This is a genomic window from Terrabacter sp. Ter38 (assembly GCF_024519435.1).
Lineage (GTDB): Bacteria > Actinomycetota > Actinomycetes > Actinomycetales > Dermatophilaceae > Terrabacter.
Map to the genome: position 1 here is coordinate 268,139 of NZ_JALJRZ010000001.1, position 12,612 is coordinate 280,750.

The following is a 12,612-nucleotide window of genomic DNA, read 5'->3' on the forward strand; positions in this document are numbered from 1 at the left end:
CGAAGGGCGGGGACCAGCCCTCCGAATTGTCCGGATTGCCCAAGACTCGCGCAGGCGTTTCGCAAGATTGCCGCAAGGTTCGCACACCACCCGGCGGCGCTCGAGGCAGCGAGCCCTCGGACCGTCAGGCCGGGTCCGGCTGGGTGCGCTCGACGAGGATCGCCAGACGCCGGAGCGCCTCTCGGTTGCGGCGGTCGAGAACCACGTCGCGCAACGGCTTCGGGACGATCAGCGCGGGCCCCTTCGTCGCGTCCTCCTCCATCGTCACCTCGGTGTCGGCCCCGCTCGCGCGGCAGGTGATCCGCACGACGCCCTCACCGGACGGCCAGGCACGCACCGTCAGCTCGAGCAGCTCTGGCCGCTCGCAGCGGCGCACCGTCGTCGTGTCGTCGATGAGGAGCGGCCAGGCGCCGACGGAGTGGTGGATGTGCGTGTCCGGTGCCGGCCAGCCGGGAGTCACGTCGCGCACGCGAGAGGCCCCGACGACCCACTGGCTGTAGCTCCACCCGTCGGCGAGAACGTCGAAGACGGCCTCCGGTGTGCCGTGGACGGTCCGTGTCGTGGTGCTCATGTGCGCCTCCAAGGCAGTTGGATCGTGTGGTGCCACAGGGCGGCCCGTGCGGCATTGGCGCCACAGGCACCGTGGACGCCACCGCCCGGGTGCGCCGAGGCGGACGCGAGGTAGAGGCCCTTCACCGGTGTCTCGGCACGTCCGGAGCCGGCGACGGGTCTGAACACGAGCTGCTGCTGCAGTCCCGCCGTGCCGCCGTTGATGGCTCCGCCGACGAGGTTGCGGTCGCGGGCCTCCAGCTCGCGCGGACCCAGGACGCGTCGGGCCGTGATGCGGTCCCTGAACCCGGGGGCCCGGTCCTCGATGCGCTGCTCGATGCGTTCGGCCATGGCCTCGAGATCGCCCTCGTCCCACGAGCCGCGCACCTCGCGGACCCCGGATCGACCAGCTGCCGCGTCACCGCGAACCCGTTGGGGCACATGGGTGTACGCCCAGAGCGCCTCCCTCCCGGTCGGCACTCTCGAGGCGTCGGCCACCCCCATCTGGCCGACGAGGAGGAAGGGCTTGTCCGGGACGAGCCCGGCAGCCACCTGTCCCCCGGTCAAGGTCATCTCGTCCATCGAGTCGGCGACGTGGACCGTGCCGGGAGCCGCCGCAGGTGCGCCGTGCCACGGGACCGGCCCGTCGAGCGCCCAGTCGACCTTGACGGTGGACGGGTCCCACTCGAATCGCGCCATCCGGTGGCGCAGCCGTGACGGCAGGTCGTCCCAGGGCACGAGCCCGCCGTACAGGGCGGGCGCCGACACGTCGGCGAGGACGGCGCGGCGTACGTGGATCTCACGGGACGCGGTGCGCACGGCGACCGCGCGACCGCCCTCCACGCGTACGCCCTCGGCTCGCTCGCCGAGGCAGAGCTCGCCTCCCTGCGACTCGAGCCGACCCACCATGGCCGCCGCCAGGCGTCCGGCCCCACCGCGTGGGACGGGAAAGCCGACGGACTGGCCCAGCAGGGCGAGGAGCAGACCCATGGCCGCCGAACCCGGCGACTCCAGACCGATGTCGGCGTGTCCGGCGTTGCCGGCCACGAGCATCCGTGCCGCCTCCCCGCGGAAGAGCCGCTCGGTCAGGCTGCGGGCCGGCATCGTCATCTCCCGCAGCAGCTCCAGCCCACCCGGTCGGAGCACCTGACGGGCCAGACCGACGCCGCCGCGCACGGGTGGGAAGGGGCTGAGGAGTCCGCGCAGCACGTCGCCGCCGACGCGGTCCCACGTCTCGCAGAGGGCCAGCCACGCCTCGCCGTCGCCGGGTGCGTCCTCGTCGAGCCCGGAGGCGGTGACCGCCCGGTCCCGGTGCAGAACCCCCCACCGGCCGCCGCCGAAGGAGTGGCCGAGGACGGACGGGGCATGGGACCACTCGAGCCCGTGCTCGTCGAGACGGAGCCCACGGATCGTCGGCGACGCGGCAGCCAGGGGGTAGAAGGAGCTGAAGGTGTCGTGCACGTGCCCGGGCGCGACGGCGTCGTCGCTCGACACCGCTCCCCCCGGCTGGTCCTGCTCCTCGAGCACGAGGACCGACCACCCGGCGTCGACGAGGAGGTTGGCCGCCACGAGCCCGTTGGGTCCGCTGCCGATGACCACAGCATCCGTCGTCGTCACGATGTCCCTTCGTCCGTCTCCTGCTCGTCGTACCCCGTGCCGGGCCGGGCGAACCCGAGGGCCGTCGTCACGTCCGCACCGGCTCCGGGGCCGACGGGCGTCGGCGCTCAGGCCGCCCGACCTCGAGCACGTCGTCCTCGAGGACGTCGTCCTCCCGTCCCACGAGGAGCACCACCTGAGGCGATCTCATGCCGACCGGGTGAGGACGGCCCACCTCAGACCGGGCGACGATGAGTCATCGCCTAGCCCGGGAGGACGCATGACCAGCTCACCCATCACCGCTCCGACCCGCCCGCACGGTTGGAGGTACGGGACCGTGCTCTTCGCGGGGACGGTGTTGCTCATCGTCGGAATCCTGGAATTCCTCCGTGGGCTGTCGGCACTCTTCGACAACACGTTGTACGTCAACACGCCCCGGTACATCTTCGCCTTCGACGTCACGGCGTGGGGATGGATCCACCTCGTCTGGGGCATCGTCCTCGTCGTCATCGGAGGACTCATCCTCGCCGAGCGTCCCATCGGCCGGATCCTCGGTCTGGTCCCGGTCTCGATCTCGATGGTGCTCAACTTCGCCTCGCTCCCGGTCTACCCGCTGTGGTCCATCGTGCTGCTGACGCTCGATGCCCTCGTCATCTGGGCGCTGTGCACCGCCGGGTTCGCCGACGACGTCACCTACTGACGCCGGCGCACGTCGAGCGAGCATCCACCGGCGGTCGCCCCGGGTCGGGTCGACCGTCGGTGCGTCCGGCGCTCCCATCGAGCGAGCGACCGGTCGGATGTCGAGAAGCCGTTCCCGGCTCCGTCCCACAGGTGCAGGGCCCCCACCCGGAGGCCTACCCGATGACGGAGGACGACCGTGCAACCGAACGAGATCACCGAGGTCCTGAACCGGCCCGGGAGCCAGCAGATGCTCTTCCGCGACGTGGCCCGCCTGGCCTACGTCGCGATGGACGGCACACCGCGCGTCATCCCGATCGCCTTCACCTGGAACGGGACCCAGCTGGTCATGTGCACCACGAAGAACGCCCGGAAGCTGCCTGCCCTGCGTCGCGACCCGGTGGTCGCGCTCACCATCGACACCGAGGTGCACCCGCCGACGATGCTGCTCGTCCGCGGCACGGCCGAGCTCGAGGTCGTCGGCGGCATCCCGGAGGAGTACCTCCAGATGAGTGGGACGTACTCGATGACGCCTGAGCAGCGGGTCGTGTGGGAGGCGGAGGTCCGCTCGCTCTACGACGGGATGGTCCGGATCGTCGTGACCCCGACGTGGGCGAAGCTCATCGACTTCGAGACGACGCTGCCGAGCGCCGTCGAGGAGCTGGTCCTGGAGCGCGACCGCCGGCAGCGCGCCTGAGTCCGTGCCTTCCCGGTCGGGGACCGTCCGGATCCGGTGGCACGGTCAGGTCATGACCACCGCGACGAGTCCCGGGTCCCTCACCGATCCGCGCCCGATCACCGACCTCCTCCCGTCCGTGGCGGCGGAGTGCCGCCGCGTCCTCGACGCCGCCGTCGACCGCGACTGGCGCGCACCGGCAGGCGACCTCGACTGGTCGTGCCGGCACACCGCGGCCCACGTGGCCGACGTGCTCTTCTCGTATGCCGGCCAGGTCGTCGCGCAGCCGGACGCGGCCTACCTGCCGATGGAGCTCGTGGTCGAGGACGCCGCTGCGCCCGACCGTCTCGTCGCCTCGGTCGTCACGTGCGCAGAGCTGCTGCACCTGGCCTGCCGGGCCGCGCCGGCCGCGGTGCGGGCCTGGCACCCGGCCGGCGTCGCGGACGCGGAGGGCTTCGCGGCCATGGGCGTCGTCGAGGTGCTCGTGCACACCCACGACGTCACCCGCGGACTGGGGCTCGGGTGGATGCCGCCGCAGGCGCTCACGGCCGCTGTGCTGCTGCGGCTCTTCCCGCAGGCACCTGACGGCGACCCGACGGAGGTCCTGCTGTGGTGCTGCGGTCGCGGTGCCCTCGCGGGCCGGCCCCGTCTCGAGACCTGGCGCTGGGACCCGACGGTCCGGGGCTGAGCGGCGCCGCCGTGATCTGCCCGCGGGCCGCACAGAGCCCCCGCTCAGGTGGGCGAGCGGGGGCTCTGTCCGGTGCTGCCCGTCCCCGACGGGCCAGCCTGGGGTACCCCTCCACGAACACCCGAGGCTGTTGCCAGGACGCCCGGGGGCGTCCCTTCCCCCTGTAGACGATCAGCCCGCGTTTTCATGACACGGTTTTTCAGCAGATCTCCGGACCGCGCGACGTCCGGCCACGAGGTCATCGCATGTTGCCCGTGTGACCCAGCGAGAAGCGGCCCGGTTGCGGCCAGACGAGCAGGCCGTGCGGCCCCGGTCGCACCCGGATGCGGTGGGTGACACGGCCCGTCACGGTGTCGATGACGTAGACGCAGGAGTCGTAGCGACCGGAGAACCACAGCTCGCTCCCGTCGGCCGTCACCCCTCCCATGTCGGGGGATCCCCCGCCGGGGATCCGCCACGTCGCGAGCCGGCGCAGAGTGCCGCCGTCGAGGACGCTGACGCTCCCCTCGCCCCGGTTGCTCACGAAGACGCGTCGCGCGTCCCGGGCGGGATAGATGCCGTGCGCGCCCAGGCCCGTCCTGACGAACCGCGTCACGTGGAAGGTCGTCGCGTCGATGACCCAGATGCCGTTGCGCAGCATGTCGGCGACGAGGAAGGATCGGCCGTCCGGAGAGAGACGCACGTCCTGGGGCATCGACGTAGCGCCCGACGCGAGCATGGCCGCGGGACCGCCCATCGACCGGGCATCGGCCGCGCGGGTCGCTCCCGGGGTCCGGATGCGGTTGAGGTCGACGATCCGGACGACCCGAGTGGCGGACGCGTCGAGCTCGGCGAGGTCGCCGCTGAACTCGCAGCTGACGAGCATCCTCGTCAGGTCGGCGGTGAAGTCGGCGTGGTTCAGCCCAGCGCACGGCACCGGCAGGGAACGCCGCAGGGCCATGGTGCGAGCGTCACGGACGTCCACCCGACGGAGCCGCTCGGCCATGACGAGCGCGCTCCGTCCGTCCGGCGTGAAGTAGAGGTTGTACGGGTCGCGCACCGGCACGGGGGTGCCGACGGCACCCGTGCGCGGGTCGATGGGCGTCAGGGCGTTGCCCGCGTCGCTGTTCACCCAGAGGCGACGCAGGTCCGCGGACGGCACCACGTGCTCGGGTGAGCGCGGCACGCGTCGGGTGGCGATGACGGCATACGTCCTCGGATCGATGACCTGCACCGTCCCGGCGAGCTGCTCGGGCACGTAGACGAGCGGCCGCGCCCGACGGGCCTCCGCGGCGAGGCTCCCCGCGCCCGTGAACGCATACGGCTGCATCGTCCCGGCGTCCGGCGACGCGGGCCCGGACGGACGCGCCGAGGGTGAGCCCGAGGAGGTCGGCGCGGGGGCCGTACGGCCCGGCCCGAGGACGGCGACGCCCTGCGACGACGGACTCGGCGCACCGGCGGCGGCTGTCCGGGACGTCGAGCAGTCGGCCAGCAGGGCGCTCGTCGTGACCGTGAGGGCGAGCAGGACCACGACGCCGCGAAGCGGTCCCACGGCGGCACGAGCGCGGGAGGGTCTCACGCCAGGAGCTCGCTGACCGTGACCGCCCGGAGACCGCGGGCGGTCAGCCCCGCCAGGATGCCGGGTAGCGCAGCCACGGTGCCGGCGTGACCGAGGTGGAGGCTGACGATGCTCCCCGCCCGGACGTCTGCGAGCGTGCGCTCCCGCACGGCGGTCGTCCCGGGGTCGAGGTAGTCCTGGGGGTCGACGTCGTAGGAGATGCACCGGGCATAGCCGGAGGCGCGGGCGGCTGCCCGGATCACGGCGGTGCTCGTCGGAGTCCCCGACGGCCGGAAGAGCAGCCCGGCCGAGCCGCGCACGAGGGCCACCTCGGCCGCCCCTCGGCTCACCTCGGCGTCGGCCTCTGCGGCGGTGAGCCTGCGCATGGGTCGGTGGCTCCACGTGTGGTTGCCCAGGTCGTGGCCTCCCGCGAGGACGGCGCGGCCCAGGGCCGGGTTGGCGTGCAGCCACTGGCCCACGGCGAAGACGGTGACCCGGGCGCCGTGGGCGCGGGCGATGTCGAGGACGGTCGCCGTCAGGGAGGCGGGCCCGGCGCCATGGAAGGTCAGCGCCACCTCGTGCCGACCGGACGAGACCGACCGGATGTCGGGGCCGGCGGTCGCGAGGACCGTGTCGGCCTGCGTCGACGTGGTGGGAGCCGCCGATGGCCCGGTCGGAGCCGTGGGTGCCGAGGTCGGGACGCCGGAGGTCGGCGCTGCGGGTGCGCGGGTGGCCGGGAGCGTTCCCTGAGCCTTGGACGGCGGGACCTCCGGGGCTGCCGAGCACGCGGCGACACCGGCCGACCCCAGAGCGCCTGCGGCCGCGGCGAGCACAGCTCTCCGAGACGTGCCCCGTCGGACGGTGGGCACTGCGACGGGTCGCTCAGGGGCCGGCTCCCGTGGACTCATGCGTCTCTCGCCTCTGGCTCGCCGGCGCGAGGACCCAGCCGTCTCCGCAGCCACGGCAGTGCGGGCGTGGCGAGGGCCGTCACCACGAGAACCGACGCCCCGGCGAAGACGACCGAGGCGGCGACATCGGCGAGGTAGTGGACCCCGAGGTACAGCCGCGAGAGGGCGACGGCGGCCACGAAGGGCAGCCCGACGGCCCAGGCGACCCGCGGGGACCGCCCGGTCAGGACCAGTGCAGCCACGACCGCGAAGACCGTCGCCGCGGCGAACGCGGTGTGTCCGCTCGGGTAGCTGTCGGCGGCAGTCTCCGCGACGAGGGCGTGGACAGTGGTGGCCGGCGGCCGGGGGCGGTGGACAAGGACCTTGCCGACCTCGACCGAGAGCCAGCCGACCACGGTCAGGACGCCGATGGTCACGGCGGCGAACCGGTCTCTCGTCCAGACGAGTCCGCAGCCCACGAGCAACAGGACCGGGGCGACGCGCGTGCCGAGGCCGACGTCGACGAACTGGGCGGCCGCGGTCAGCAGACGGTCCCGGTGCCCGGAGATGAGCACGTCCAGCCCCAGCTCTCCGGTGCGGGATGCGCCGACAGCCGTCACGGCGAGGCCGACGGCGAGGCCGACGCCGAGGAGCGCGATCCCCCAGACCACCCAGACCCACCGACGCGCCCGCCGGCGCTTCGCCGTGTCCGGCTCGGAGGTCACGACGGTGGTCATGCGAACCGTCCGCTCGCCCCGGCGGGATCGGCGTATGCCGTCACGAGCGGCGTCGGGTCCGTGGCCCGGGTCGGGTGCGTGGCCCGGGTCGGGTCCGCGTCGGGGCCCGCGTCGGGGCCTGCGTCGGGGCCTGCGTCGGGGCCCGTGTCGGGAGCCCTCGCGGGCCTCGGGTCAGGGAGCCGGAGGTCGTCGAGGACCAGCGCCACCGGGGTGCGCTGCGCCCCCTGGCCCAGCGGGTTGTCGGCGAACATCTGCTCCATCCGGGCCCGGTCGCCCGCGGCGTCGGTCCCGAGGACGTTGCAGCCGAGGTCGTTCGCGTCGATGACGACGGTGCCACCGAAGGTGTCGGCAAGGCCCTGGGGCACTGCGGCGCGGATCGCCGCGGAGATCGTCGCAGACACACGGTCGGGATCCTCGGGGGCGAGCTTGGCCGACAGGTTGGCCGGGTGGACGGAGTACTCGGTCGGCCCGTCGATGGCGCGCACGTCGCCCCCGACGACGGTGTAGAAGAGGCCCCGCCGTCCGACGAGCTTGCCCGCGGCTCCCGCCGCCGCGGCAAGCAGCACCCGCGGAAGACCCGCCTCGTCGATCGCCAGCTGCATCGTGAACGGTGACCCGAGACCGATGCCCGCGGGAGTCCGCGTCACGTGACGGCTCAGCACGCGCGCGGCTCGGCTGACGGGGATGTCCCAGATGAAGAACGAGCGGTGCTGGGTGATCGCGACGACCTTCTCCGAGACGAAGACGTACCAGCGACTGAACCCCGTTCCCGCGACGGACCGGCCGTCACCGAGCGCGTCGAGGTGTGCGCGGACCCCGTCCACGACCATGGCCACGAGGTCGTCGGTGTCGGCCACCTGCGCGGTGCGCACCGGGAGGCGACGGACCCGGGTGCCGTCGGGCAGCTCGATGTCGAGGTCCTTCCCCTCGTTGGTGACGGGGGCCGTCGGGGAGCCTGCCCCACGGGCCGCTCCGCCCGCGGGGCCGGCCGCGCCCGACCTCGCGTCGGACGTGTCGTCGGCGGCGGGCTCGGCACGCACGTCGAAGAACTCGCGCAGCCAGAGCTCGACGTTGAGGATGCGCCAGAAGGCCATGGAGTCGAGCGAGCCCCGGCCACTCAGCCACTGCTCGAAGGCGTTGAGGACCTCGGTCCGGTCGAAGTAGGGCCGGCTCGCGAACGACTCGGAGAGGAACACCCGGTAGATGAACTCGCGCTGTTCGTGGAACCACTCGTTCTGCGGGGTCGTGAAGCCGATCTTGTTGCGCCGTCGGGTGATCGAGGCCGGAAGCACGTGCTCCTCGGCATCGCGCAGGACATGCTTGTTCCAACCGTCCCGGATGATCGCGTCGTCGGGCATCGCGAAGACCGTGCGCACGAGGTCCGGGTCGAGGAAGGGCACCCGACCCTCGACCGAGAAGCGCATCGAGTTGCGGTCCTCGTAGCGCAGCAGAGCTGGCAGCGAGGCCACGAAGAGGTCGTGGACGAGGCGCTGTCGCAGGGTCGCCCCCTCCACGGCGTAGGTGTCGTCCGCGTGGGCGGCCCTGAAGTCCCGTCGGAGGAGCTGGCTCACCGATCCCCCGCCCTGCAGCCGGGTCCGGAGCCGCGAGCGGACCTGACCGACGAGGATGTCGCGAGAGGCGACGATCTCCGAGAGACCGGCGCGTCGGTCCCGGGAGACCAGGCTGCGCAGGTGCGTGACGGTCTGGGGGACGTATCCCGCCAGCATCTCGTCCGCCCCCTGTCCGTCGAGCATCACGGTGACGTGCCGGCTCGCCTCCTTCATGACGCGGTACTGCGCGTACGGTCCGGTCGAGACGACGGGCTCCTCCTGGGTGCGCACGAAGTCGGTGAGGTCGGCGAGCAGGTCGTCGGAGGTCGGCCGGATCCGGTGCGACTGCACGGGACCCGAGCACGCGTCGACGGCGTCGTCCACCCAGCGCTCCTCATCGTTGCGGTAGCCGGGGAAGACCGCAGAGAAGGTCTGCTGCCGAGGCCCGACGGCCTCGGCCGACGTGTCGTGCGTGGTGAGCAGCCGGTCGATCCCGACGGCGATGGTCGAGCTGTCGAGCCCACCCGAGAGCGACGTGCCCACCGGCACGTCCGAGCGCAGCCGCAGCGCGATGGACTCGTTCAGCCCGTCGCGCAGGGCCGCGACCTCCTCCGCACCCGCACCGGTCGCGGCGGGACGAGCGCGCTCGAGGTCGTGCTGCAGGGTGCTGTAGCGCCGACGCTCGAACCCGTCAGCGTTGATCGTCGCCATCTCACCCGGCAGCAACCGCTCGATGCCGTCGAAGAAGGTCTCGGCACCGTCGTCGTGCACCCGATGGCGCAGATAGCGGAACAGGCTCCTCTCGTTGGGCGCCCGGTCGTGACGGCCGCTGACGAGGATCGGCCTGATCTCGCTGGAGAAGAGCCACGACCCTCCGGGGCCGCCTCGTCCTCCGTGCGCCTCAGACACCCGGCTCACGTGGAGCGGCTTGATGCCGAACTGGTCGCGGGCCAGGGTCAGTGTCTGCTCGTCGCGGTCCCAGACCGCGATCGCGAACATCCCGTTGAGGCGGTCGAACGCCTCACGTCCCCACGCGGCATACGCCTGCAGGACGACCTCGGTGTCGCTGTGCGTCACGAACGTCCGTGACGCCGAAGCGAGCTCGTCCCGGAGGGCGCGGTAGTTGTAGACCTCACCGTTGTACGCGAGGACGTACCTGCCGTCGGGCGTGGCCATCGGCTGCCCCCCGCCCTCGCGGTCGATGATCGACAGTCGCTGGTGGGCCAGCCCGACGGGGCCGTCGACGTGGGTACCCGAGTCGTCGGGCCCACGGTGACGCTGGGCCGCGCTCATCCGGGCCAGCAGCGCACGGTCCTCCTCGAGGCCGAAGTACCCAGCGATTCCACACATGCGCTTCCTTCCGACGACGGTCGTCTGATCCACCATCGTGCGACGACGCCGCTGAGAGGACCCTGAGGCCGGTTCTCAGCCACCGTTCAGGCGCGCCGACCTAGGCTCGGAGCCATGACCGACATGCGCGAACCTGCCGTCCCTGGCGTCGACGCTCGGCAGGTCTGATCGATGCGCGTGCTCGTGGTCGAGGACGAGACGTCCCTCGCGGAGGTCGTCCGACGTGGTCTGACGCGCGAGGGGTTCGTCGTCGACGTCATGCATGACGGCCAGGACGGGCTGTGGGCGGCCACCGAGTCCGCGTACGACGTCATCGTCCTCGACATCATGCTGCCCGGGCTCGACGGCTACCAGGTGATCGCACGACTGCGCGAGGCGGGAGTGTGGACGCCCGTGCTCATGCTGACCGCCGTCGACGGTGAGCACGACCAGGCCGAGGCGTTCAACCTCGGTGCGGACGACTACCTCACGAAGCCGTTCAGCTTCGTCGTGCTCGTCGCCCGGCTCAGGGCGCTCATCCGACGCGGCGCCCCGGAACGTCCCGTGGTCCTCACGAACGGCTCCCTGTCGCTCGACCCGGTGCGACGGCGCGTGCTGCGACACGGGTCGGAGATCGCTCTGACCCCCAAGGAGTTCGCACTCCTGACCTTCCTCATGATGCACGCGGGCGAGGTCGTCACGAAAGCCACCATCCTCGACGCCGTCTGGGATCCGGCCTACGACGGCGACGTCAACATCGTCGAGGTCTACGTCGGCTACCTCCGCCGCAAGATCGACACGCCCTTCGCGGAGGCGAGCATCGAGACCGTGCGGGGCGTGGGCTACCGGCTGCTCGAGGCGGGCCCTGCCGGACCTGCCGGACCTGCCGGACCAGCCGAGCCGGCAGAGCCGGCCGAGCCCGCCTGATCCACGGCTTCGGCTCCAAGAGCCGGCGGCTCCGGCACCGGGGGCAACGGCAGCGTCAGCTCGAAGCAGGCGCCGCCGGACGGTGACTCGCGCACCGAGAGTGTCCCACCGTGTGCCCCGGCGAGCTCCCGGGCGATGGCGAGACCCAGGCCGGCTCCCCCGGAGTGGCGTGAGCGGCTCTCGTCGAGCCGCACGAAGCGCTCGAACACGCGCTCTCGGTCCGCGACGGTGATGCCGGGTCCGTCGTCGTCCACCCGCACGACGGCGCGACGGCCCACCTGCTCGACGGTGACGTCTACAGCGGCCACGGCATGCCGGGCCGCGTTGTCGAGCAGGTTGCGCAGGACCTGCTCGAGCTGGTGCTCGTCGCCGCGGACCCGCACGGCGGCGTTCGTCAGACGGACGGTCAACGGAGTCAGCGGGCGAAGTCGCCGGACCTCTCGGTCGACGAGATCGTCGAGGTCGACGTCGCGGCTGCTCACCGTGAGCGCGTGGTCATCGGCCTGCGACAGCAGGAGCAGGTGGTCGACGAGCCGGCTCATCCGCTCGGTCTCGCCACGCAGGATCGGGTCGAGCTGCTCCCAGGAGGTCTCGGGATCGTCGGGGCTGACGACGTCGAGCGACGCCCGAATGGTTGCGAGGGGCGACCGCAGCTCGTGGCTGGCGTCGGAGACGAAGCGACGCTGGGCGCGCTGCGAGGCCTCGAGTCGGCTCAGCATCGAGTTCATCGTCACGGCCAGCTGCGCGATCTCGTCCTGGGTCGGTGGCACGGGCACGCGGTCCTGCAACCTGGAAGCGCTCGTGCGTTCGACGTGGGAGCGGATGGCCTCCACGGAGCTGAGGGCGCGCCCGACCCGCCACCAGGTGATCATCGCTGTGAGGGCCACGAGGAACGGCAGGGCGACCGCCAGGAGGATGGCCGTGGTCCGCACGGCCTGCTCGCGCGCCTCCTGGGACGCCTGGGCCGCGAGGACGTACGTGGCCCCGCCCACCTCGACCCCACGAGCGACCACGAGCGGGTCCTGCAGGTCGAGCGGCAGCGGGAGCGAGGAGCGGCCGGTCACCACGGTCTGGCCGGCCGGCGGTCGCGCGTCGGTGACCGGCTCTGTCCGCGACGCCTTCGAGGTGTAGACCACGTGGGGTGATCCCCCTTCGTGGCTGATGACCTGGACGAGGACGTTGTCGGGACCCTCGTCGCGCTCGCTTCGCGCGAGGCCCGCGGTCCCGTCGACGGACAGCACGGCGGCGTCCTCGTCGACGACGGAGGTCACACTGGCCTGGAGCGTCTGGGTCAGTGCGCCTTGCAGCACGAGGACGAGCACGGCGCTGCCGAGGAGCAGGGCGACGGCCACCACGGCTGCGGCGGCGACCGTCGCCTGTCCCCGGACTCCCGTGGGCAGTCGGAAGCGGGCCGTCATCGGGCTCCTTCCGGTCTGGGGAGGCACGGTCGGTGCCACC

The 12,612-nt window shown here is 72.4% G+C and carries 12 protein-coding genes; 4 read left to right on the top strand and 8 right to left on the bottom strand.

The window, feature by feature from the left end:
• Positions 1–124: 124 nt before the first annotated feature.
• The 3 genes from NR112_RS01235 to NR112_RS01245 all read right to left on the bottom strand — a co-directional run bounded on the left by NR112_RS01235 (position 125) and on the right by NR112_RS01245 (position 2,356).
• Positions 125–571, bottom strand: a complete 447-nt coding sequence (locus NR112_RS01235; RefSeq protein WP_256792167.1) for an SRPBCC family protein — start codon at positions 569–571, stop codon at positions 125–127.
• Positions 568–2,166: an NAD(P)/FAD-dependent oxidoreductase gene (locus NR112_RS01240; RefSeq protein ID WP_256792168.1), complete on the bottom strand. Its 1,599-nt coding sequence runs from the start codon at positions 2,164–2,166 to the stop codon at positions 568–570. Before NR112_RS01240 ends, NR112_RS01235 begins: the two co-directional genes overlap by 4 nt.
• A gap of 67 nt (positions 2,167–2,233) precedes the next feature.
• Positions 2,234–2,356 (bottom strand): hypothetical protein, encoded by a 123-nt coding sequence (locus NR112_RS01245; protein WP_256792169.1) that lies wholly within the window; start codon positions 2,354–2,356, stop codon positions 2,234–2,236.
• 69 nt (positions 2,357–2,425) lie between these two features.
• On the opposite strand from NR112_RS01245, the gene NR112_RS01250 reads away from it, so the two are divergent.
• The 3 genes from NR112_RS01250 (at position 2,426) to NR112_RS01260 (ending at position 4,187) form a co-directional block, all read left to right on the top strand.
• Positions 2,426–2,845, top strand: coding sequence for a hypothetical protein (locus NR112_RS01250; RefSeq protein WP_256792170.1), 420 nt, complete (start codon positions 2,426–2,428; stop codon positions 2,843–2,845).
• Positions 2,846–3,022: 177 nt separating this feature from the next.
• Entirely contained in the window at positions 3,023–3,520 is a 498-nt protein-coding gene (locus tag NR112_RS01255) for a pyridoxamine 5'-phosphate oxidase family protein (protein WP_256792171.1), read from the top strand.
• Positions 3,521–3,572: 52 nt separating this feature from the next.
• Positions 3,573–4,187, top strand: a complete 615-nt coding sequence (locus NR112_RS01260) for a maleylpyruvate isomerase N-terminal domain-containing protein (RefSeq protein ID WP_256792172.1) — start codon at positions 3,573–3,575, stop codon at positions 4,185–4,187.
• 238 nt (positions 4,188–4,425) lie between these two features.
• Here the strand turns inward: NR112_RS01260 and NR112_RS01265 are convergent, their stop codons facing one another.
• The 4 genes from NR112_RS01265 to asnB are packed head-to-tail and all read right to left on the bottom strand — an operon-like array spanning position 4,426 to position 10,248.
• On the bottom strand, positions 4,426–5,718 hold the full coding sequence (locus NR112_RS01265; RefSeq protein WP_256792173.1) for a YncE family protein: 1,293 nt from the start codon (positions 5,716–5,718) through the stop codon (positions 4,426–4,428).
• 23 nt (positions 5,719–5,741) lie between these two features.
• The gene (locus NR112_RS01270) at positions 5,742–6,632 is read right to left on the bottom strand and encodes a polysaccharide deacetylase family protein (protein WP_256792174.1); all 891 of its coding nucleotides are present in this window, start codon (positions 6,630–6,632) and stop codon (positions 5,742–5,744) included.
• A complete protein-coding gene (locus NR112_RS01275) occupies positions 6,629–7,348 on the bottom strand; it encodes a phosphatase PAP2 family protein (protein WP_256792175.1) in 720 nt (239 codons plus the stop codon). Before NR112_RS01275 ends, NR112_RS01270 begins: the two co-directional genes overlap by 4 nt.
• On the bottom strand, positions 7,345–10,248 hold the full coding sequence (gene asnB, locus NR112_RS01280; protein ID WP_256792176.1) for an asparagine synthase (glutamine-hydrolyzing): 2,904 nt from the start codon (positions 10,246–10,248) through the stop codon (positions 7,345–7,347). The genes NR112_RS01275 and asnB overlap by 4 nt, the downstream gene beginning before the upstream one ends.
• Before the next feature lie 171 nt (positions 10,249–10,419).
• Here asnB and NR112_RS01285 point away from each other — a divergent pair, with 171 nt between their 5' ends.
• The gene (locus tag NR112_RS01285) at positions 10,420–11,154 is read left to right on the top strand and encodes a response regulator transcription factor (RefSeq protein WP_256792177.1); all 735 of its coding nucleotides are present in this window, start codon (positions 10,420–10,422) and stop codon (positions 11,152–11,154) included.
• Here NR112_RS01285 and NR112_RS01290 read toward each other — a convergent pair.
• Positions 11,070–12,572, bottom strand: a complete 1,503-nt coding sequence (locus NR112_RS01290; RefSeq protein WP_256792178.1) for a cell wall metabolism sensor histidine kinase WalK — start codon at positions 12,570–12,572, stop codon at positions 11,070–11,072. The genes NR112_RS01285 and NR112_RS01290 overlap by 85 nt on opposite strands.
• Positions 12,573–12,612 lie beyond the last annotated feature (40 nt).